The organism is Exiguobacterium sp. s140, from assembly GCF_018617035.1.
Lineage (GTDB): Bacteria > Bacillota > Bacilli > Exiguobacteriales > Exiguobacteriaceae > Exiguobacterium > Exiguobacterium profundum.
Map to the genome: position 1 here is coordinate 820,467 of NZ_JACSJK010000001.1, position 23,212 is coordinate 843,678.

The following is a 23,212-nucleotide window of genomic DNA, read 5'->3' on the forward strand; positions in this document are numbered from 1 at the left end:
ACATGCGTTATTTCCAAGTCACTTCTTACGTGACTGTCAAGAATGAAGAGCTCGAATTCAATGAATATGTAAAAGTTCCAAACCAAAAAGTCGATCAATTTTTGAAAGACACATTGGAACTAGATTTATACGATGACCAAGTGACATTGCGCGAATGTGTTGTCGAAAAAGGGAAATGGGAATGCCCAGTCGGTGATTTTGTCATCACGGAACATATGAACGAGAAATCATTCAATCGGCTACAAAATAGCCGCTCTGTAAAGTCAACATCATAAACCAACTCAAAAAGATCCTCCTAGCTTATTTCAGCTAGGAGGATCTTTTACCTGTTACACGCTTTATTCGTTCGATTCTTCCTCTGGATCAGGGTCAGGATGCTGTGTCGGAGCCGGTTTTTTCGCCGGGTTCGATTCATCATCCGGTAGCGGATCCGGGTGAACCCCTGGTTGTGATTCGTCACGCTTCATCGTATCCCTCCTTCATGTTTACTCCACTTGTTTAACCTTTTTTCACATGAATGAAACGTATCAGTGTATATTCCGGTTGCCGATGACACGTCTGGAGATCGCCTTCTCAATTTCAACAATGATAAAGACGACGGCACCAAATGCCACTGGATAAATCCAATCTTCCCACGTTAATGGAGCGGTACCGAATAACGTGTGCATAAACGGTACGTACGTGATGAACAATTGTAGGGCAATGAGTAAGGCCGATACGAGAAACGCAATCTTATTGTCAAAGAAATGTCGGTTGAATGCAGGTGCCAACTCCGTACGGCAGTTGTACAAGTGGAAGAGCTGGGCCATGACGATGGCATTCAAGGTAATCGTTTGTAATTTCTCGGTCGAGTAGTCGAAATCTCCGAGCATATAGTTGATCCATAAACTACCGCCCCCGATAATAATTGAAACGAAGGTGACGCGGAAAATATAGTATCGGCTGAGTAGCGGCACATTGGCCGGACGTGGCGGTCGTTTCATCGTACTCTCTTCGAGTGGTTCGAAAGCGATTGCTAAAGAGAGAGTAATCGCGACAACCATGTTGACCCATAAAATCTGCACAGGACTGAGCGGTGCAGCCGCTCCGAGCAAGATACTCATTGCCACAAGCAACGCTTGACCTCCGTTTGTCGGAAGCAAGAAGAGAATGGTTTTCTTCAGGTTATCGTACACCCGTCGTCCTTCTCGTACGGCGTTATAGATCGTTTTGAAGTTGTCATCGACAAGAACCATCTGAGATGCTTCTTTCGCTACTTCCGTCCCTTTAATCCCCATTGCCACACCAATGTCAGCACGTTTTAAGGCAGGTGCGTCGTTCACACCATCTCCTGTCATCGATGTAATCAGACCGTTCTCTTGCAATCCTTTGACGAGACGAAGCTTGTCGTTAGGGCTGGTCCGTGCGAATACATCGTTATGAACGGAAGCCTCTTTGATTTCTTCATCTGTCATATCTGTCAATTCACGACCTTCGAGGGCGCCTTCCACTTCCATGCCCAGTTCTTTTGCAATCGCGACAGCGGTATCTTTATGGTCTCCCGTGATCATTTTAATTCGAATCCCAGCATCACGACACGCGGCGACCGCATCGATGGCTTCTTGTCGAGGTGGATCGACGATTCCGAACAATCCGAGGAAAGTTAGACCATCTTCAACATCTTCATGGTCGATTGACGCTTTTGAACTGTCGACACGTTTCAAGCCTGCACCGAGAACGCGTTGACCGCGGTCTGCGATCTCTTTTCGTTTTTCATCCCAATAGTCTTGTTTAAAGTCTTCAGACAATGCCATATCAAAGAGTCGGTCCGGGGCACCTTTGACGAAAATCATTCGCTCTCCTTTGTAATCGACGAGCGTCGCCATGTATTTATATTCAGAATCGAACGGGATCTTCGAAATGACTTTTAAACGTTCGATCGGGCGCTCGGCCTTCTCAGCGACGGTCAACAGACAAGCCTCGGTTGGATCACCGTTAATGACCCAGTCCCCGTCTTCTTCATTCAACTGCGCATCGTTACATGTTTTCCCAACGGTTAACAGGTCGATCATCGACTCGTCATCGTCCAAGTCAAACGGTTGACCATTCAATTCGAGATCTCCATTCGGAGCATATCCGCTACCCGAGACTTCGATATCATGGTTCGCTGTCACGATTTGTTTGACGGTCATCTCATTCTTTGTCAATGTACCCGTCTTATCCGTACAAATGACAGATACAGCACCAAGCGTTTCGACAGATGGTAGACTTCGCACAATCGCTTTTTGTTCGGCCATATTTCGTACACCGAGCGCCAAAATGATGGAGATGACGGCAGGCAATCCTTCAGGAATTGCCGCAACGGCAAGACCGATTGTCGTCAGCATCAATTCGACCGGCTCATAATCCCGTAAAAAGTAGCCGAACGCATAAATCACGACGGAGATGATCAAGATGGCGATGGACACCGTTTGACCAAACTTGGTCGTCTGTCGAATCAGAGGGGTTTTGACGGTCTGCACTTCTGAGATTGAAGCGTTGATTTGGCCGAGCTCCGTCCCTTCACCGATGGCTGTCACGATAGCTTTTGCACTTCCCGTCGCGACACTCGTTCCTGAGTACACCATGTTTTTCCGGTCGGCCAACACCGATTCTTCTTTCACGACGTCTGATTTTTTCTCGACAGTCGTCGCCTCTCCCGTTAAGGCCGATTCCTCGACCTTAAACTTTTCGGCTTGCACGACACGGGCATCGGCCGGCACTTTATCACCGGCAGCAAGCACAAGCACATCCCCGACGACCAGGTCACTCGAGTCGATTTCGGATTGCTTGCCGTTTCGAACGACGGTCGCCTTTGTTTCTAACAATTTTTTGATTCCTTCTAGCGCCTCTTCGGCCTTATTCTCTTGAAGATATCCGACGACGCCGATAATCGTGACGACTAAAACGATGACGATCGTATCGATGTACTCCCCTAAGAATCCTGTGACGACGGCAGCCGCTAACAAGACGTACACGAGAACATCATTGAATTGTCTTAGAAATTTTATAATTTCAGGGGTTTTCTCTTTCTCCGGCAATACGTTTTTGCCGAATTCGTCTTGACGACTTGTGACACTTTCTGTTGTAAGACCTGATTCAAGATCAGTCTCCACATGGGTTCGCACCTCATCTACTTCGAGCGCATGCCACGGTCTGTCTTCCTTCTGCATAATTCATCCTCCTCGACCAATACTTTTTGAAAAGTCTTTCCCCTATCTGTTCCCAATCTCATGCGGCTCGACACGTGCAAACTTGTAGAATTGATGTCATTTTTCAAAGAAAACGCTTTCTTGGTTTGGAATTTCTAATTGTAACCGGTATCATTGTTCAATTTTAATTTTTCTTTTGAATATGGCTTTACAGAAGTCTTTCTATGCATGAATATAGAATAAATTATGAATAAATAGAGATAGAAAGAAGGAAGAGTTTATGGTCATTATTCAAGGAATCGCACTTTTACTGCTCATCCTCGCCTTGTTCACATTATTTAGTTATAAGGCGCCTTTTGGAATGAAGGCGATGGGAGCATTGGCCGGTGCTGCAATCGCGAGTTTCCTCGTCGAAGCGTTCAACGCGTATGCAATCGGCGGATTGCTGCCACTTCCTCTTTATGAAGAAGTAGGTCAAGCGGCTGGCGCTTTGTCAGGTCCTGCCGCTGCGGCTCTTGTCGCCATCGCACTTGGAATCAACCCCGTCTATAGTTTGATGATCGGGTTGTCTGTATCGGGATTCGGAATCCTTCCTGGCTTTTTTGCAGGATATCTTTTGGCTTTGGCTGGCACTCGAATCAATCGCTATCTGCCGACCGGCGTCGATATGATTTTCTACGTCATCGTGATGGCACCGCTCGCCCGTCTCGTCGCGACAGGGGTAGACCCACTCGTGACAAACACACTTGAACAGATTGGAGCTGTCATCGAACTGGCAGCAACACAAAATCCGGTCGTCATGGGTCTCGTCTTAGGAGGGATCGTCACGGTCGTATCAACGTCGCCTCTCAGTTCGATGGCCTTGACGGCGATGCTCGGTTTGACCGGGGTCCCGATGGCGATTGCCGCGCTCGCGTTGACCGCGTCCATCTCAATGAATTACTTGTTGTTCCGTCAATTGAAAATCGGAACAAAGAAAGATCAACTCTCTGTCGCCATCGAACCGTTGACGCAAGCTGACCTCATTTCTGCTAACCCGATTCCGATTTACAGTGTCAACTTTGTCGGTGGAGCCATCGCCGGATTGATTGTCGCCATGACCGGTATGATCAACGATGCGCCAGGTTCGGCAGCCGGGATTCCGGGACTTCTAGTCATGTATGGTTTCAACGATTGGCAAACGGTCACCTTCACAGCCGTCGTGCTATTCATCCTTGGGATCGGTTTCGGCTTGATCGGAAGCCGTTTGTTCAAAAATTTCCCGATTGTCCGTCATACGGAAAAAGTCGAATCGACAGAAGAAGATGCGGCCTAATTAAAAAATCGATGCACGCTCGAACGAATTATTCGGTGGCATCGATTTTTTATTATGACTCGTATGATTGTTCTTACAATAGAGAAGTGTCGACACGTTCACAAAGAAATCATCGCACGTTCTTTCCAATTGTGAATTGATCACCGGTTTAGTAAATCAACGAAAAAGCGTGTCAATCTACCGTGATGACTGTTCCTGTCTCACTGGATTTACGAGCAAGTTCAATCAAGTAGGTTGTCAATGTTGCATCTTTTAATGAAACGACGGGTTGCCGTACCTCATAACTATAAGCTAACTGTTGATAATACGCCAAATAACTACCTTTCTCGATTTGAATGGACGAAACCTCTTCTTTGGATAATACGCCAGTCTCTATAAGGTCACTTTCTAACTTTCCTTGCTTCAGAGCATCTTCTTGAGGATCAAGTCCATATTTCAAGAAACTTCCTTGCGTACCATGCACTTCAAACCGAGGTGTTTCTCCGGCGATGAATGGGTTCGAACGAAGGTATACTCGCTTCTCACCGTAATAGAATGTCAGATGAAACCCATCATCGGATTGGCCACCATCTCGTTGAATCATCACATCTGCTTGAATACGATCTGGCTTTCCAAACAAGGCTAGAGTCTGGTCAATCAGATGACTTCCTAAGTCGAATAAAATACCGGAACCTGGTCCTCCATTTTCACGCCACCGGTCACGTACATTCGGACGGAAACGATCAAATCGAGATTCAACGACCTTCCAGTCTCCTAACTCGTTCGAGTTAAGAAACGATTTAACCGTCAAGAAGTCTCCATCATAACGACGATTCTGATAAACGTTGACGATGCCCTTCGATTTCGCTTCAAGTTCCATCAACTCATATCCTTCTTCCGTTGTCAGGAATGCGGGTTTTTCGACGAGCACATCTTTTCCTGCCTCAAGACATGCGACGATCATCTCTTTATGTAAATGCGATGGTGTCGTAATGACATAGAGAGAAGCATCCGATTGAATCGCCTCGTCTAATGTCGCATATACCGTGACACCAGGTAATTCAGCCTGCACTTCTTCCGGGCGCGATGACACGACACCACTCACTTCAAATGAATCGATTGCCTTTAAGAACGGCAAATGGAACGTGTTTGCCGAGAATCCGAATCCCACCAAAATGGTTTTAGTCATATAAAACCCCTCCTTTTCGCTGTTGATAGTATAACAAAAAAAGGGTCAAATGACCCTTATGCACTCATGCTCTCATCCAATCTGTATTCGAACGTATTGTACCCGTTTCGTGAATCGACAAAGACGAAACCGAAACGTGGATAATAATCATTTAAAAATTCATTGTCAGCGACACAATCAAGACGAATTGGTTCATCTTCATCGGCTTCCTCTAAGACATGCTCCATGAGCTGCTGTCCGACGCCTTGCCCTTTTAGCTTTTCGCTGACGACGATTCGATGGATATATTGTCCACGCTCACTGTCGTCCCATAAGTTATCATCCCACTCATCTGGAGGTAACAATGCGATTGAAGCTAAAATTTGTTCGCCATCTTCAAAGACATATACACTGCCTTCTACAATGTCAGTGCGCACACGCTTTACGAGGTCCTGTTCCAAATATTCGGTCCATTGGTCGCTTCCTTGTTCATTTAGCGCTACGGCTCGTTGTTCGATTAGGTTCGCGATGTGTTGGGCATCGCGCTTCCTCGCGAGTCGAATCATAACGTCCTCCTTTAGTTATACAGTATTTGAAATACAAATATAACGGAGAACCGCATGCCTTTCAACCATCCTGCTCACTCGTGAAAATCAAACGGAGTGACGTCTCCATCGTTCAATTGATAACTATACGTCAACGTCGCATTGAGGCTATGCGATACAGAACAATAACGCTCAACGGACAATTCGATGGCACGCCGAACTCGTTCTTCCGATAACTCGCCTTTCAGGATATACAAGATGTGAATGGCTGTAAAGCGTTTCGGGTGATCGGTCGCCCGCACCCCATCGATTTTCATTTCGAATGCTTCAATTGGCTGGCGCATCTTATGCAGAATCGACACGATATCGATTCCTGTGCAGGATGCGGTCGCGTGAAGCAACATTTCTGTCGGACGAGGTCCTGTATCGAGCCCACCGACATCATCCGCCGCATCAAGGATCACCGTGTGTCCTGATGGCGTATGTGTTTCAAACGCCATCCCTTTCTTCCATACGACTTCCATGTTCATCATCTTCTCCCCCTATTTCATTTGATAGCATCCTATTCCCTCATTTGATGTATGATTAAGCTATGAATCGTTTATAAAGGGGTGTATGTCGTTGGATTGGTCTATGATTTTCAGTTGGGGACTTTATATCGTCCTCGGGTTAAACATGTTGTTCGCACTCGCCGTCATCTTCGCCGAAAGACGTGACGTCGGCGCGACCTGGGCCTGGCTTCTTGTCCTGTTTTTCTTACCAGTGCTCGGTTTCATTGTCTATCTCTTCCTAGGGCGACAACTTAAGAAGGATAACTTCTATAATTTAAGTGTAGAAGAACGTTCCTTCCATTCGCTTCAAGTCGAAGCGCAACTTGAACAAATTCATACGCGCCAAACCCAGCTCGCGCAGCCGCTGTTTGAAAAGTATGACCAACTGCTTCAAATGAACTTACGATCTTCTAAATCGTTGATCAGTGTACATAACCGTTCCCTCATCTTGCACGACGGCGAACAAAAGTTCAAAGCGTTGATGGATGACATTCGCTCGGCCGAAACGGAAATCAATATTCAATATTACATCATCCAGCGTGACGCTCTCGGTCAGGCACTGTTGAAAGAGTTGATCGAGCGTGCGAAAGCCGGTGTCAAAGTTCGACTCCTCTACGATGCGGTCGGCTCACGTAGTCTTCGGAACTCGGACTTTAAAGAGTTGATTGCGAACGATGGCGAGGTGCGTGTCTTCTTCCCACCGACACTCGGGATCATCAACTTCAAGTTGAACAACCGAAATCACCGAAAGGTCGTCATCATCGATGGGAAAATCGGCTATGTCGGTGGATTCAATGTCGGTACCGAGTATTTAGGTTTAGTCGAAAAATTTGGCTATTGGCGTGACACGCACCTGCGTGTCGAAGGAGATGTCGTTTACAATTTACAACACCGATTCATATTGGACTGGAACTATTCTGGTCACCGTAAACATGATCCTGAAAATGCCTTCTGCTTTGCGCGACATGACATTAAAGAAAATTCTCCGATGCAAATCGTCACGAGTGGACCAAACTCGGATACGGAACATTTGAAGAATATGATGATCAAGATGATCATGTCCGCCAAACGACGGGTCGTCATTCAAACGCCATACTTCATTCCAGACACGAGTTTTATGGACGCTTGCAAAATGGCACTATATTCTGGCGTTCAGATGGATATCATGATCCCTGGAAAACCGGACCATCCATTCGTCATGTGGGCGTCCCTCTCGTTCCTTGGGGAACTCCTCGACTACGGGGCAAACGTCTATCTGTATGATGAAGGGTTTCTCCACGCGAAGACGCTCGTCGTCGATGATGAGATCGCGACCGTCGGGACGACGAACTTGGACGCTCGAAGCTTCCGTCTCAATTTTGAAGTGAACGCACTTATCTATGATGAGCGGGTCGCACTCGAACTCGTTTCTTTATTCGAGACCGATACGGCGGTCAGTCGCACGTATACGATGGAAGACTATGAAAAGCGGAAATGGACAGTACGTGCTCGGGAGGGTGTCTCACGACTCCTCAGTCCGATTTTATAACGAAAGAAGCAGAGCTCGGCGCTCTGCTTCTTTTTCATTTTACAGTTTGAACCGCGAGACGAGGTCTTGTAACTCCTCGGCCATGGTCGCGAGTGCTTTTGCTGACTGCGATACTTCTTCAATCGATTTCAATTGATCATCGGTCGTTGCCGCCACTTGCTTCGAGACACTCGAATTCTCATCGGCGATGTCGGCGATTTGTGATGCCGTCGCTGCCACTTCCTGAACGTTTGCTGCAATCTCCTCGACGGTTGCGGTCACGTCTTCAATCCGTGGTGTCATCGCGACTGTCCGCTCTTTGATTTTCTCGAAACGGTCTGCTGTCATTTCAGATGACGCCAATCCGGCCTTCGTATGAGTAGATACTTCCTGCATCAACTGTACAGACTGTTCCGTCTCATGCTTGATTCGATCAATCAACGCTGCAATTTGTTTCGTCGACTGTTGCGATTGTTCTGCGAGTTTACGCACCTCGCTCGCAACGACCGCGAACCCTTTGCCGTTCTCACCTGCACGTGCTGCTTCAATGGCAGCGTTCAAGGCTAACAGGTTCGTCTGTTCAGCGATTCCATTGATGACCGTGACGATTTCTCCAATCTCGTTAGAGCGATGTGCCAATGAGTGAATGACGCCCTCGAATGTCACGACAGACGCATCGATTGCCTTCATCTGCTTCACGTTCTCCTTCACGGTCGTCGAACCGTCTTCCGCTTCTTTTGAGGTTTCGCGTGAAAGTTCAGACACGTCCATAGAACTTTCTGAGATTCGCATGATTCCTGACGTAATCGCTTGGAGCGATGTCGCATTGTCGTCGAGTTGTCGCTTCGAGCCATCGGCACTGACTGCCATTTGATCAACTGCACGGGCAATCTGTTCTGATGAGGCGGTATTGTGTGCCGAGTTGGCCATCAATTCTTGAGACGAGGCGGCAACTTGACTGATTGAATCATCGAGACGGAGTAATACCATACGAAGTGAATCGCTCATTTCATTAAAACTCTCTGAGACAAGCCCGATTTCGTCGTTCGATAAGACGGTAATCGGCTCCGTTAAATCTCCTGATTTGATTCGTTCTGCTCCTTCTGTCAATAAACGCAACGGACGCAAGATTGAACGGAGAACGAAGTAGAGAAGAATGGCTGCAATCCCGAACATTCCGATGATGACGAATCCAGTCGTCCAAAGAATGCCGACCGTCTCGTCTTGAATCTCACCGTCATATAACGTACCGGCAATCTTCCATCCGGTGATTGGGTTTGTCACGAATGCTTTCTCCACGCCTTCCCCATTCTCCGATGCAGACAGGGTCCCTTCTTCCTTGGAAAAGAGCGAATCTGTCCAAGATTCATCAATCTTTTCACCGACAGCCGTCGACGGATGAATGACGACTTGTTCTGCCTGGTCGAAGATGGCAACGTATCCTTCTTTCCCGATTTGAATGGTGGATGCCACTTCAGCGATATCGTTCACATCGACGTCAACGGCGACCACACCACGACCGTCTGAAGTCTTCTTCGAAACCGTGATCATCATTTTTTGAGAAGCGGCATCGACGTACGGATTCGTGATGGCAACCTCTTGTCCACTTGCTTCAGCCGCTTCATACCATGGACGAGTGCGTGGGTCATATCCTTCTGGCAATTCCTGCTCAGGATAGATCGTCATCGCACCTTCTGCTGAAGCGAAGTAAATGTTCGTCACTTTTGGATGTGTCTCTAAATACTCAGTAAACTTCTCTGCTAACGCTTGATTCGCTTCTCCCTCTTCATAAATGGAACTATCAATCCGATTCGCAAAAAACGAGATGTCCGTTTGAATCGGTTCGATGAGGTTCGTGACCTCATTGTTCATCCGGTCTACCCCCGAATTGGCGGACTGGATCATTTGAAACTCGATTTTACCTTTCGCCTGCGAATAGGCGACGATTCCAATCAATGTGGCTGGAATAATCAATAATAGAACGGATAAGACAATCAATTTTTGCTTGATACTAATCGTGCGCTTCTGTTTCATAAAACATCTCCTAACCCGAATAAAATGTTCAAGCGAGTTCGGTGAGTCGAATCCCCCTTGGGTTATTCATCATATCGGTCAAAAGTCATTAGATCTGAAGAATTGATTGAATTATTCGAAAATTATTTTTCGGAAACTGAAATGGAGTTTCACCGTTGTGTTCGATTGAACAAATCATACTATTCGTATTTAGTTAAAATTTGAGTCACCATATCGGAAGAGGGAGTCAAATGATGAATTCATTATTGGAAGAGATCAAATCCTATAAAGATCAGTTCAAACAAAATGCACCTGCCGAGAAGCAACGATTGATGGCTCAGGCGACTCAAGAATTGAAAGATTCAGGCATCGCATCAGGGTTAACAGTTGGAGATCAAGCGCCGTCGTTTGAATTGCCTCACGCGGACGGGACAACCGTCAATTTGAAAACGCTCCTTGAAAATGGACCAGTCATCGTCACATTTTACCGAGGTGGATGGTGCCCATACTGTAACCTCGAGCTCCGCGCTTACCAGCGCGAGTTGGCAACGATTCAAGAAAAAGGCGCGACTCTTGTCGCGATCAGTCCGGAAACGCCGGATTATTCCCTTTCGACGAAAGAAAAGAATGAACTTGATTTTTATGTATTGAGTGATGTTGATAATATTGTCGCACGTCAATTCGACCTCGTCTTTGACATGCCAGGTTATTTGATTGATATTTATAAAGCATCTGGACTAAATGTCGATGCACATAACGGGAACGAAGATTGGCAGTTGCCGAAACCGGCCACGTTCATCATCCAATCTGATGGAACGATTTCGTTCAGTGATGTGCCTGCTGACTATACAGAACGTGTCGACCCGAAAACGGTTATTGAAAAATTGTAAATTAAAGGAGATGACGCGCATCATCTCCTTTTCTATTCACTTATTTCGTTTATTGTCTTACAAACTCCTCGTGCAATATCGCGTACACCATGCTATCGGTCCATTCATTCTTATTCCAATAGTCTCTCAAGAAATGAGCTTCTTTTCTCATTCCAACCCGTTCGCATAATTTTTGGGAAGCTACATTTCTGGCGTCGAGATTAGCTTGTACCCTATGTAGATTGAGCTTTGTGAACAACTCCCCTAGCAATCCGCTCACTGCCTCCGTCGCATATCCTTTTCCTGAATGTGAATCAGAAAAACAATACCCAATCTCTACCGTGTCTTTCATACCCGTGTACCAAACTGTGAGATCCCCAATCACTTCATCTTGATGTACGACTGCTAAATTCAACGTACTAGTCTCGGTAAGAATAGAATTTGTTAGTTTTTTATCAAATTCTTTCTTCCTATTTTCAGACGTCCATGGCTCATGCAAAAGATATCTGCATACTTCTGGTTTTGTATACATTTCGAATGTAGCATGCAAGTCTTTCTCCATAAATGGTCTGATTTCTAAACGCTCAGTGGTAAATTTCACGTCGACTCCTCCCTTACATTTGATCGCGCAACTCTCCTCCGGTTCACGACCTATGAGGACATGATAAATTGCTCCACTCGCTTGAGAAGTGTTTCAAGTAACCGTAGTGACCGGTATGTCTCTCCTGTGTACTCGAGGCTATGATTCATCTCCTTGACAATCTCGAGTTCGGTCAAGGCCAGATGTTCAAGACGCTTCATTCTCTCATCTACATAATGTTGGTCCGCCGTTCCTATGAGAATCATCTGTTGTCCTTTATGAGACTGGATCGCTTCATATATGTCGTCTTGTTTCAACAAAGGTGTCAACCAAACGAGTTTGGCATCATGAAACACGTTTCGGGTGAGTTCACTTGCCATCGCAACCGTACCGAGCGATTTTCCGACGATGATGTATTGTTGAACGGAATCAGTATGTAGGATTTGATCGATGACGAGTCGAACATCATCAACAATTGCTTTATTTACATCGACTGAATCGTACCGCTCGTCGCGATAGTGATAGTTGACTTCGAGAACGTTCAACCCATTCTCTATGCACAATCCAGTCGTATAGCGAAACATTGGAGAATCATTTGTATATCCGTATCCGGGCAACAAAATCACGAGTGTGTCGGATGACGAATCAGGCGGCAGGTACGAATACGGGACGGGTATTCCGTTTTTCCCAATGACGTGACCATCTGTTACTTCATACATGCTGTCTCCTCAATTCTGCAAGAGCTGCGTTTCATGGTGATGAATCATCGTTCCAATGCTCTCTCCTTCGAGAATACGATGAATGGCGTTCCGCTCCTTGAAGTCGAACAAGTGAATCGGCAAACCGTGATCTCTCGCGAGAAGCAATGCCGATTGATCCATCACTTTCAAATCATTCGAAATGACATCGTTATAGTGAAGAGTTTCAAATTGACGAGCGTCCGAATCCAAACGAGGATCGCGGTCATATACGCCGGAGACACCGTTCTTTGCCACGAACAAGGCATCACATCCCACTTCGATGGCACGCTGAACAGCAGGATAGTCTGAAGAAACGAACGGTTGACCGTTACCGCCTGCAAAAATGACGATATATCCTTTTTTCAAATGATTGATGGCTCGAAGTTGAATGTACGGTTCGGCTACGCTCGGCATTGGAATCGATGTCATGACGCGCACTTCTCGAGTCGTATCTCGTTTCAAGATTCCACGTAGCATCAATGAGTTCATGACTGTCCCGAGCGTTCCGATACTGTCAGCCTCCACTCGATTGATCCCCCACGCTTCTGCTTGATTCCCGCGAAAGAGATTTCCCCCGCCGACCATGACACACACTTCAACCCCGCTATTTGCGAGTGATAATATTTCTTCTGCAATCAGGCTGAGGCTCATTTCGTCAAAGTTATCCGTTCCATCACCAGCTAGAGCGGCTCCACTTAACTTGATACAAATTTTTCGGTGCTTCAATGTCTCCCAACCCTTCATTTGGAATTTTTTGTTCAATTCAGTATAGAAGAGTTTATATAATGGAACAACACTATTTTTAATTGATTCATAAGGACATTTCTTTATATTTCTTGTAAAACTCATCGAACATATAAAGTCCACCGATTTCTTCATCGATAAACGTATATAAAGAAATTTCAAATTCTAGAGGCGATGCTTCATTGAAACACTCTTTTACTCTAAGTAAGCCTTCTTTTATATACAGCTTTCCCTTTTCGATATTCTCGTTTGAGATATAGTACCGTCCAAGATTAAGATGGTAACGAGGAAATTCTGGGTACTCTGCAATTGCCTTTAACAGATACGGTTCATACTGATCTGGACGTTCGAATTGATGTAGATGAGCCATTGAATAGTAGAGGATCCCTTTTTTATTTAGCATCCATTTCACTCAACAAAAAAAGACCGTAGAACATTCTACAGTCTCTAAGCTCAGGCTCCCATGATGGAGTCGTGACGGGTCGTTTCCCAACCGTACGCCACTTCGCGGAGCATCAATTCACCAAACTCTCGATCTTTCTGGTCGATGACCTGCCCTTGTTTTCGTTCATAAAACGTGCGGAACGGATTCATCTCAAGCGCCCAGATCAAGAGTCCTGCCTCACACATCGATTGCACGGCATGCTCAAGGAGAGCGGACCCGATTCCGTTCCCTTGATGGTTCTCTAAAATATAAATAGCATACACTTCATTCGTGTGGTCTGGATACTCTCCTGTCCGCTCTTCTCCGTAAAGAACAAAGCCCACAATCTCGTCCTCGACAATCGCCACAAAGCCGGCTACTTCTTGCCGACGAAGGGCGGTCCGCAAGCGTTCTGCCCATTCGATGGAGCCGGATGATACTTTTAGCAAATACTCAGTCGGTACGATCCCCCGATAGGTCGTACGCCACCCGTTCACACGCACTCTCGCAATCCCATACACATCATCTGGTTTGGCGACCCGAATGTCCAATGTGACCCCCTCCTCACCCGAAGCTTTACAAATAGTTTACCACAAATCCCCAACTTGCAATCCGAGATTATGTGAATTTTGCACAGACATCGACAACAATAAAGACGTCACCTCTGGATAAAGGCGACGTCTCTTCTTACGTTATGCAACTTCTTTAGATTGGACTGGTGTCGATGTTGTTAACGGTTTTTTCAAGAACGAGAGGAGCAATGCTCCGACCACCGCACCTGCCAAGATGGCGAGTGCATAGAGACCCATACTCACAGCGACGTTTCCAGCTCCTTCAAGAAGTGGGAAGACGAAGATCCCACCGTGTGGCGCTGGTAATTGAATCGTGAAGAATGCGGATAATCCTCCTGCAATGGCAGATCCGAGAATCGCTGATGGAAGAACGCGAATCGGGTCCGCAGCCGCGAATGGGATTGCCGCTTCCGTGATGAACGAGGCTCCCATAATATAAGCAGTTTTTCCTGCTTCGCGCTCTTGTTTCGAGAACTTTTGACGAGCGAAGACTGTTGATGCGAGTGCGACGAGGAGTGGTGGTACCATCCCTCCAGCCATGACGGCTGCCATGACTTCTTGGTTACCCGCTGTAAGTGCTGCCGTACCGAAGACGTACGCTGTCTTGTTGATCGGACCACCCATATCGACTGCCATCATCCCACCGACGATGACTCCTAAAAGGATAGCGTTCGCGCCACTCATGCTGTTCAACGTATCCATCAACCATGTCATAAGTGCTGCGATCGGTTCGTTGACGACGAGTAACATGACCATCCCGGAGATGAACGAGCCGAGTAACGGATACAAGAGGACTGGCTTGATTCCTTCAAGTGAAGCAGGCAACTTCGCGAGTGCCTTTTTCAAGAAAAGGACGACATAACCGGCCAAGAAACCGGCGATGAGACCACCGAGGAATCCGGCGTTCCCTTGACTTGCAAGTACCCCTGCCACGAGACCTGGTGCGAGACCTGGGCGATCGGCAATCGACATCGCGATGAAACCGGCGAGAATCGGAACGAGGAAGCCGAATGCAGCTCCACCTATCGTCATCAACTGTGCTGCAAATTCATTGTAAGACGGGTCATCCGGGTTAGCAGAGTTGATGCCCCAGAAGAAGCTGATGGCAATCAAGAGTCCACCTGCGACAACGAGTGGAAGCATCGCAGATACACCGCTCATCAAGTGCTTGTACACGCCTGTACGTTGTTCTTTCGAAGCACCACCTGATGTTTTCGAAGCCTCATATACCGGCGCATCTTGTTTCACCGCACGATTGATGAGTTCTTCAGGTTTCCGAATCCCTTGTGCGACCGGAACTTCGATGACTCGCTTACCAGCGAAACGATCCATTTCAACAGCCTTGTCCGCTGCGACGATGATCGCTGTCGCCCGGTCGATATCCGCACGTGTCAATTCATTTTTTACACCAGTCGATCCGTTCGTTTCGACTTTAATATCGACTCCCATCGCTTCCGCTTTTTGCTTCAAGCTATCTGCTGCCATATACGTATGAGCGATTCCTGTCGGGCAAGCCGTGACCGCTAAAATGAACGGTGCATCTTCATTCGTCAGTTTGACGACTTCCGGCTTCGCTTCTGCCGCTTCTTTTTCTTCGATGGCACGAATGACATCGCTTTCAGAAGTGGCTGCATAGAGACGCTCTTGGAATGCAGGGTCCATCAAGTAAACTGAAAGTTTAGAGAGTGTTTCAAGGTGTTCATTATTCGCATTTTCTCCTGCCGCAATCATAAAGAAGAGGCGGCTCGGTTGTCCGTCTAACGCTTCGTAGTCGACGCCTTCCGAGCGACCGAATGCGATTGCTGGCGTTTTGACCGCACTCGTTTTCGCATGAGGAATGGCAATCCCTTCTCCGAGGCCGGTCGTGCTCTCGCTTTCACGTTTTAGAATCGCATCGCGATAACCGTTGCGGTCGGATAGTTTACCAGCGCGATCGAGGACATCGACAAGTTCTTCGATGACCTCACGCTTAGAACTCGCGCGTAGATTCAATTGAATCGTGTCGCGTTGGAGCAAGTCCGTGATTTTCATGTTGTTTCCTCCATTCGTTTCAGTGGCGTGAGTTGTACTTGATCGATCAATCGATCGATCTCTTGTTTTGAACATAGGCCGAACGTATAAGCAGATGCGCTTCCTGTCGTGACCGCGTATCGAAATGCTTCTTGTTCACCTTTTTCTTTCACATTCGCGACAAATCCGGCAACGAGTGAATCTCCTGCACCAACCGAGTTCACGAGTTTCCCGACCGGTGTGTTCGCTGTGACGGCTCCGTCCTTGTTAACAAGTAGTGCCCCGTCTCCCGCAAAGGAGATGATGACGTTTTTCGCCCCGCGTTTGACGAGCTGTTCGGCATATGGAAGAGCTTCTTCAAACGTTTCGATCTCGGTATCAAACAATTCACCTAATTCATGGTGGTTCGGTTTGATCATGAGTGGTTCGAGGGCGAGCACCTCGAGCATGGCATCTTTCGTTGTATCGACGACAAAGTCGGCACCTTTTTCGCGAATCGATTCAGCAATGGTCCGATATAGCGAGTCTGGTAGGTTGCTCGGGATACTACCCGCGAGGACGACAATATCGCCTTCTTGAACTTGATCGAACTTGGCCGTCAACAGTTCGAGCTCGCGCTCTGTGATATTCGGTCCGCTCGCATTCAGTTCTGTTTCCTCTTTCGCCCGAATCTTGACATTGATCCGGGTGTTCCCATTCACCTCTACGAAATCGGTGTGTACACCGTGGTCGACGAGTGACTTTTTAATGAAGTCACCGGTCGTCCCACCGATGAAACCAAACGCCTTCGTCTCTTGTGCATATTCCCGAAGAACGATGGAGACGTTGATTCCTTTACCGCCTGCGCGCTCCGTCGTCTCTTCGATTCGGTTCACTTCTCCTAGATGTACTTCAGGTAATGTTACGTAGTAATCAATAGAAGGGTTGAGTGTTAACGTGTAAATCATTTCGCATTCACCACCTTTGTGATTGTTTGGATGGAACTCATTGACTCACTGCTTGATGTGATCAACTGTGCGGCATCTAACGTCGCGACTCGGCTGAACGTTCGTTTCCCGATCTTCGATGCGTCCGCGAGTACGAACGAGGTTTGTGCCAATTCGATTGCCGTTTTTTTGACAAGCGCTTCTTCTGGGTCCGGGGTCGTGTAACCCGCTTCAAGGTCGATTCCATTCATTCCGAGAAAGGCGAGGTCGACACGATAATTCATCATGCTCTCGCGTGCATTATACCCAACCAATGCCTGGGTGGAACGCTTTAATTCTCCGCCAATCACAAACGTCTTAATATCAAGATCAAATAATTCATTCGCAATCGGTAGACTGTTTGTGACGACAACAATCTTTTTCCCTTCTAAAAACGGAACCATCGCCTGAGTGGTTGTACCGGCATCTAAATAAATCGACATCCCGTCTTCGATGAACGTTGCGGCCTTCCGTGCAATCGCAACTTTTTCATCTACGAACCGGTCTCGCTTTTCTTCAAATGTCGGTTCCTCATCTGGAGTCGCAATGAGCGTTGCGCCTCCGTGAACCCTTGCCAGATACCCTTCCGCTTCAAGGTCCGTCAAATCTCGACGAATCGTCGACTCGGATGAATCCGTTAAATCAACCAATTCTTTTAATTTGACGACCTTCTGTTCAGATAAGCGTTGCAAAATCAACTGATGTCGTTGTTTCGTTAACATCTTGTTCCCTCCATACGTCTAATATAAAGCGTTTTCATTATAAAAACAACTAAAATCATTCAAAAACCTTCAGTTTCATTCAATTCGTCACAATTATAACATAAAAAACGGTCAATATATGACCGTTTTCGAGTTTATGACTGTTTTTTTAACCATTCATCCAATTCTTGAACGAGTTTTGGATGAATCGGCGCATCGATCGCTTCTCGATACTCTTTATGCAACGTGAGAAGCGAATGGGGTGACTCCCGTTTCACGAGCAGATGATTCATATCATCGATGATCGAAGAGGTGACCTCCCCTTTTGTTTGAATCATATGGACGTGTTCGGGTGGGACTTGGACATCACGTCCCCCCGTAATCGCAAGAACCGAGACGGTAACATGCTCCAACCGCTCTCGGACGTCATAGGATGCATGTTCTCGAATCCATTTCGCATTTACGACTTGACCTCGATATTTGAAAGACGAGACGTTTGTCCGTAAAGAGCGCTCTAACAAATCGTCCTGTCGTTGTCTGACCTTTTTGGCAACGCCCGTCAACTGATAGAAGAGACCTTTTATTCCCTTCACATGTTCGATGTCTTTAGCGAGTGCATCTGCTTGGTATAAGAACATCTGCTTGGACGATTCATGGAAACCGGAAAGTAAGATCAGTCCATCCGCCTTTGTCTCAAGTTGAACGGCAGGAGCAAGGACGGCCCCTTCACTATGACCAAGTAGATATAAGCGATTCACATCGGCCAATTGTCGAATGGTGCGTACGACAAGAATCGCATCGTTAATCAAGTCATGTAATCCGACTTTGTTGAAGTCTCCATCTGACTTCCCGATTCCTTGTTTGTCATATCGGAACACGTTATATCCATGGTCATACAACGCTTCTGCCAGCTTGGCATACGTGTTAAATCCGACACCACCCATATTGCCGTCACGGTCACTCGGCCCACTTCCGCTCAACATGACAATCGTCGTCCGAGGCTCCTCATGGGAAAGAAAAGTTCCTGCAATCGTTCCATATGTTGTCGTAATTGTCATCTCTTGTTTCATCGTATCGCCTCCATTACTATCATACCCGAAACCGACATCTAAAAAAATATGTCGCCGTCTTCTCAGACAGCGACAATGATTAGGTCAGTCAGTTAGCCAATTGTGCATCCAATCGACCGCACCCGTTACTCCATCTTCCGACAGCCGTTCGAACGTATCTTTCTCCGTGAACACATGCCAACTTCCTTCTAATGAATCACTCAACATCAAATAAGGGATTCCTGCTTCATCGTAAGCGTCACCCGGTGAACTTGCTAACGAACGTACTTCTAGTTCAGCGAATGGCGCCCGTTCTAGTACTGGATAGGATTTCATCCCTTTCGTCCGAACGTATAGTGGACCATCACCAGTCCCAAGAATATCGAGCATGACGACCGTTTCCACTTTTTCTTTTTGCTCCCCTAGCCGTTCAAGGAAATCGTCACTCGCTTCTCTAGAGTCGCCGTTTCCATTCAAAAAGACATATCGAATCGTATAGTCTGGCATTTCCTCGTTCATCACCTGCATCAGATGATATAAGACCGTAGACGGACCGACGGCAGACAAATAATGGGCTCCGTGCCAGGAAGAATCGAGTCGTGACATGAGAATGATCTCCCGTTCCGATTTTCCTTGTTGGACAAACTCGACATATGGGATCTCTTCACGATAAGGTTTGACTCGAATCATTTCCCCATCCTTCAGTTGTTCAGCCGTATCCAAGTCTACCCCTGTACCATCTAACTTCATATAGGATGACGTGAAAACGAAACCCGTCTCATATGGGTCGTCTTCATAAGGGGTGATCAGGTATCCTGCAGCTCCTGCAGATACGAGCTCTGACAAGTACGCGTTCGCTTCCTGGTCATTCAAAACCTCACCTGCGTAATCGACGGTATACGCATCCTCGATGTTGTCATATGAAAACTTTGTTGTCGGTAAGACGACCACTTTTTCTTTCACATCCGGAATGTCTTGTCCCCACGTCATATGTAGAATCGTACCTTTGAACGGTTGATCAAACGTCATCGATGAAAACCCCTCATACGTTTCGTCCCCCACTTCAATCTCAGTCCAGCCGGTTATCCGTTCTGTGTAAAGGAGGTTTCGATCCATGTCGATAGGTAACTCGGTTCCGAATGATTCAAAAAAGTCGGCACTCTCCCAACTATCCGCATTTCGATCAACTGATGAAATATATTCCGCGGTCTCGAGCGGCGTCGAATAAATTGGATTGAAGAAAAGAACAACTGTCGCGATTGAACGCAACAAACTAAACACAATGATCATGACACGATCTCCATTCATCAATAAATTGCTATGTATACCATTTTTTATTATATACAGCTATTTATGGTCTGACTATTCAATTTTTTATAAATTTAAATATAATTTTAGAAACTGAATGTCATATTCCGACCACAAGAAAAGCCCGTTCGAGTTGAACGGGCCCCTTGTAAATTTTGAAGCTTATACGCCTTCGTATGCTGCGTACATGATCTCTTTCAATTCTTCAACGAGCGGCATTTTCGGGTTGGCCGTCGTACATTGGTCTTCGAATGCGTCGACTGCCATCTTGTCGATCTTCGCATCGAGTTCTGCTTTCTTGATGCCTTGCGCCTTGAACGAAAGTTTGATGTTCAAGCGTTGACCGAGCTCGATGATCGCTTGGACGAGTGACTCGACACCTTCAGCTGTCGTGCTTGCTGGAAGTCCGAGGTAACGCGCGATTTCTGCATAACGTTCGTCTGCGATGAATGACTCATATTTCGGGAACGCCGCAAGTTTCGATGGGCGTGTCGCGTTGTAACGGATGACGTGTGGCATGAGAATCGCGTTCGTACGACCGTGTGGGACGTGGAACTCTCCACCGATTTTGTGAGCGATCGAGTGGTTGATACCGAGGAATGCGTTCGCAAACGCCATACCCGCCATCGTTGAAGCGTTGTGTACTTTCTGACGAGCTTCCGCATCGCTACCGTTTTCATACGCTTTTGGTAGGTAGTCGAAGATCATCTTGATGGCGCGGAGGCAAAGTCCGTCTGTGTAATCATTCGCCATGACGGAAACATATGCTTCGATTGCGTGTGTCATGACGTCCATTCCTGTATCAGCCGTGATTGAAGCTGGAACGGTCATGACGAACTCAGGGTCGACGATGGCGACGTCTGGTGTGATCGCATAGTCAGCAATCGGATATTTCACGTTACGTTTTTTATCTGTGATGACAGTGAACGGTGTCACTTCAGAACCTGTACCAGACGTTGTCGGGATGGCGATAAACATTGACTTGTTACCGAGTGTCGGGAACTTATATGTCCGTTTGCGAATATCCATAAATTTCTGGCGTAGATTCGAGAACTTCTCTTCTGGACGTTCGTAGAAGAGCCACATGCCTTTCGCAGCATCCATCGGTGAACCACCACCAAGTGCGATGATCATGTCTGGTTGGAAGTGACGCATTGCTTCGGCACCGTTCATGACCGTTTCAACAGATGGATCCGGTTCGACTTGGTCGAAGATGCGGTACTCGACACCAGCCGGCAAGTTTTTGATGACTTTGTCAGCGAATCCGAGTTTGACCATCATTTCATCCGTGACGATCATCGCCCGTTTTTTCGTTGTGAGCGATTGAAGATATTGTACTGAGTTTTTCTCGAAATAGATTTTTTCAGGTACTTTGAACCATTGCATATTCACGCGACGTCTCGCCACCTTTTTCACGTTGAGTAGATGTTTCGCCGTCACGTTTTCTGAGACGGAGTTTTTACCGTAAGACCCACAACCGAGCGTAAGGGATGGTGTCATTTCGTTATAAAGGTCACCGATTCCACCGTGTGCTGAAGGTGAGTTGACGATGATGCGGCAAGCTTTCATACGGAGACCGAACTCAAGGATGGCATCGTCATCTGTTGAGTGGATGACAGCCGTATGACCGAGACCACCAATCTCGAGCATTTTTTCAGCGATTGCGAATCCTTCTTCACGTGATTGAACTTTATACGCACCGAGAACCGGGCTTAATTTTTCGTGAGAGAGAAGTTCCGTTGCGCCAACTGTTTCAAGCTCTGCAATCAAGATCTTCGTGTCCGCTGGTACTTTGAGACCTGCCTGTTCAGCGATCCATGCTGCCGGCTTCCCGACGATTTCAGGGTTGACCGCACATGTATCTGTTCGAATGACGAGTGTTTCAAGTTTTGCTTTTTCTTCTGGTGAGCAGAAGTAGCAACCTAGTGCCGTCATCTCTGCTTTCACTTCTTCATATACTTCTTGATCGACGATGATCGCTTGTTCAGACGCACAGATCATTCCGTTGTCGAACGTTTTTGAAAGGATGACGTCTGAGATGGCACGTTTCACTTTCGCAGTCTTATCGATATAGGCTGGTACGTTACCAGGTCCGACACCGAGTGCTGGTTTACCAGTCGAGTAAGCCGATTTGACCATCGCTGCCCCACCCGTCGCAAGGACCATCGCTACACCAGGGTGGTTCATGAGCGCTTTCGTCGCATCGAGTGACGGAACTTCAACCCATTGAATCAAGTTTTCAGGAGCACCTGCCGCCACTGCTGCGTCACGGAGGACACGAGCCGCTTCGCTTGAACATTGTTGCGCTGATGGATGGAACGCGAAGATAATCGGGTTACGTGTCTTGATGGCGATGATCGCTTTGAACATCGTTGTCGATGTTGGGTTTGTGACCGGTGTGACCCCAGCGACGACACCGACTGGTTCCGCGATGTATGTGATTCCGTTTTGAACGTCATCTTCAAGGACGCCTACCGTTTTCTCACCACGGAGTGAGTTATAGATATATTCTGTCGCGAAGATATTTTTGATCATCTTGTCTTCAAAAACACCGCGACCTGTTTCTGTATGTGCTAATTTCGCGAGTGTGACGTGTTGCTCGAGTCCCGCAAGCGCCATCGCCTGTACGATGTGATCAATTTTCTCTTGGTCGAACGTCATCAACGTATCGAGTGCCTTATGCGCACTTGCTACGAGCGTGTCCACCATTTGTTCTGCCGTTGTTTCCACTTTTGCTTTCTCTTTGACTGCCATGTTAGGTTCCTCCTCATAAGTGAGAGCTTTTTATGAACATATTGACTTGATGGAAGCACATTGTGATGACTGTTTTTAGAGATTGTGCTTTCCTTCACATTCATAGAATACAATGTTTTTCAGGTTTTGTGGGTGACAAGAATGTGAACTCTTTCACAATATTTTTTTATCTGTTATTGATAGCTCTTGATTTTTGTATGCGTCCTCAGTAAAATCGAATTCGTTTTCATGAAAATATATCAAACCTT

General features: G+C 46.8%; 21 protein-coding genes. 4 read left to right on the forward strand and 17 right to left on the reverse strand.

All coding sequences use genetic code 11. The features are described from left to right. Positions 1–2 precede the first annotated feature (2 nt). The gene (locus tag KNO61_RS04275; RefSeq protein WP_078146854.1) at positions 3–275 is read left to right on the forward strand and encodes a hypothetical protein; all 273 of its coding nucleotides are present in this window, start codon (positions 3–5) and stop codon (positions 273–275) included. Between the two features lie 63 nt (positions 276–338). On the opposite strand, the gene KNO61_RS17350 is transcribed toward KNO61_RS04275, so the two are convergent. Further along, positions 339–467, reverse strand: a complete 129-nt coding sequence (locus KNO61_RS17350) for a hypothetical protein (protein WP_256363520.1) — start codon at positions 465–467, stop codon at positions 339–341. A 60-nt stretch (positions 468–527) separates the two neighbouring features. Further along, entirely contained in the window at positions 528–3,191 is a 2,664-nt protein-coding gene (locus KNO61_RS04280; RefSeq protein WP_078146853.1) for a cation-transporting P-type ATPase, read from the reverse strand. 259 nt (positions 3,192–3,450) lie between these two features. Here KNO61_RS04280 and KNO61_RS04285 point away from each other — a divergent pair, with 259 nt between their 5' ends. Next, the gene (locus KNO61_RS04285; RefSeq protein WP_159562249.1) at positions 3,451–4,485 is read left to right on the forward strand and encodes a PTS sugar transporter subunit IIC; all 1,035 of its coding nucleotides are present in this window, start codon (positions 3,451–3,453) and stop codon (positions 4,483–4,485) included. Between the two features lie 172 nt (positions 4,486–4,657). Here KNO61_RS04285 and KNO61_RS04290 read toward each other — a convergent pair whose 3' ends face one another. From KNO61_RS04290 to KNO61_RS04300, 3 genes are all read right to left on the reverse strand, one after another. After that, a complete protein-coding gene (locus KNO61_RS04290) occupies positions 4,658–5,653 on the reverse strand; it encodes a Gfo/Idh/MocA family oxidoreductase (RefSeq protein WP_078146851.1) in 996 nt (331 codons plus the stop codon). Positions 5,654–5,709: 56 nt separating this feature from the next. After that, positions 5,710–6,198 carry a GNAT family N-acetyltransferase gene (locus KNO61_RS04295; protein ID WP_214872662.1) on the reverse strand — a complete coding sequence of 163 codons (489 nt, stop codon included), beginning with the start codon at positions 6,196–6,198 and terminating at the stop codon, positions 5,710–5,712. Between the two features lie 74 nt (positions 6,199–6,272). Next, a complete protein-coding gene (locus KNO61_RS04300) occupies positions 6,273–6,707 on the reverse strand; it encodes an OsmC family protein (protein WP_074037078.1) in 435 nt (144 codons plus the stop codon). A gap of 85 nt (positions 6,708–6,792) precedes the next feature. Between KNO61_RS04300 and cls the strand changes: the two genes are divergently transcribed. Continuing rightward, positions 6,793–8,256 (forward strand): cardiolipin synthase, encoded by a 1,464-nt coding sequence (gene cls, locus KNO61_RS04305; RefSeq protein WP_371815826.1) that lies wholly within the window; start codon positions 6,793–6,795, stop codon positions 8,254–8,256. 39 nt (positions 8,257–8,295) lie between these two features. Here cls and KNO61_RS04310 read toward each other — a convergent pair whose 3' ends face one another. Next, on the reverse strand, positions 8,296–10,269 hold the full coding sequence (locus KNO61_RS04310; protein ID WP_214872663.1) for a methyl-accepting chemotaxis protein: 1,974 nt from the start codon (positions 10,267–10,269) through the stop codon (positions 8,296–8,298). Positions 10,270–10,502: 233 nt separating this feature from the next. On the opposite strand from KNO61_RS04310, the gene KNO61_RS04315 reads away from it, so the two are divergent. Beyond that, the gene (locus KNO61_RS04315) at positions 10,503–11,138 is read left to right on the forward strand and encodes a peroxiredoxin-like family protein (protein WP_214872664.1); all 636 of its coding nucleotides are present in this window, start codon (positions 10,503–10,505) and stop codon (positions 11,136–11,138) included. Positions 11,139–11,187: 49 nt separating this feature from the next. Here KNO61_RS04315 and KNO61_RS04320 read toward each other — a convergent pair whose 3' ends face one another. From KNO61_RS04320 to adhE, 11 genes are all read right to left on the reverse strand, one after another. Then, positions 11,188–11,718, reverse strand: coding sequence for a GNAT family N-acetyltransferase (locus KNO61_RS04320; protein ID WP_214872665.1), 531 nt, complete (start codon positions 11,716–11,718; stop codon positions 11,188–11,190). A 50-nt stretch (positions 11,719–11,768) separates the two neighbouring features. Next, on the reverse strand, positions 11,769–12,416 hold the full coding sequence (locus KNO61_RS04325) for an alpha/beta family hydrolase (protein ID WP_214872666.1): 648 nt from the start codon (positions 12,414–12,416) through the stop codon (positions 11,769–11,771). Positions 12,417–12,425: 9 nt separating this feature from the next. After that, a complete protein-coding gene (gene pyrH, locus KNO61_RS04330; RefSeq protein ID WP_214872667.1) occupies positions 12,426–13,181 on the reverse strand; it encodes a UMP kinase in 756 nt (251 codons plus the stop codon). A 67-nt stretch (positions 13,182–13,248) separates the two neighbouring features. Continuing rightward, positions 13,249–13,584 (reverse strand): hypothetical protein, encoded by a 336-nt coding sequence (locus KNO61_RS04335; RefSeq protein WP_214872669.1) that lies wholly within the window; start codon positions 13,582–13,584, stop codon positions 13,249–13,251. Between the two features lie 50 nt (positions 13,585–13,634). After that, positions 13,635–14,156: a GNAT family N-acetyltransferase gene (locus KNO61_RS04340; protein WP_012726215.1), complete on the reverse strand. Its 522-nt coding sequence runs from the start codon at positions 14,154–14,156 to the stop codon at positions 13,635–13,637. Between the two features lie 141 nt (positions 14,157–14,297). Beyond that, the gene (locus KNO61_RS04345; protein WP_214872670.1) at positions 14,298–16,208 is read right to left on the reverse strand and encodes a PTS fructose transporter subunit IIABC; all 1,911 of its coding nucleotides are present in this window, start codon (positions 16,206–16,208) and stop codon (positions 14,298–14,300) included. Next, on the reverse strand, positions 16,205–17,134 hold the full coding sequence (gene pfkB / locus KNO61_RS04350) for a 1-phosphofructokinase (protein WP_214872671.1): 930 nt from the start codon (positions 17,132–17,134) through the stop codon (positions 16,205–16,207). The genes KNO61_RS04345 and pfkB overlap by 4 nt, the downstream gene beginning before the upstream one ends. After that, positions 17,131–17,874 (reverse strand): DeoR/GlpR family DNA-binding transcription regulator, encoded by a 744-nt coding sequence (locus KNO61_RS04355; RefSeq protein ID WP_078146840.1) that lies wholly within the window; start codon positions 17,872–17,874, stop codon positions 17,131–17,133. The genes pfkB and KNO61_RS04355 overlap by 4 nt, the downstream gene beginning before the upstream one ends. Before the next feature lie 134 nt (positions 17,875–18,008). Beyond that, positions 18,009–18,923: an alpha/beta hydrolase gene (locus KNO61_RS04360; protein WP_214872672.1), complete on the reverse strand. Its 915-nt coding sequence runs from the start codon at positions 18,921–18,923 to the stop codon at positions 18,009–18,011. Between the two features lie 84 nt (positions 18,924–19,007). Further along, a complete protein-coding gene (locus tag KNO61_RS04365) occupies positions 19,008–20,192 on the reverse strand; it encodes a zinc-binding metallopeptidase family protein (RefSeq protein ID WP_214872673.1) in 1,185 nt (394 codons plus the stop codon). 180 nt (positions 20,193–20,372) lie between these two features. Further along, positions 20,373–22,964 carry a bifunctional acetaldehyde-CoA/alcohol dehydrogenase gene (gene adhE / locus KNO61_RS04370; RefSeq protein WP_078146837.1) on the reverse strand — a complete coding sequence of 864 codons (2,592 nt, stop codon included), beginning with the start codon at positions 22,962–22,964 and terminating at the stop codon, positions 20,373–20,375. Positions 22,965–23,212: the final 248 nt, after the last annotated feature.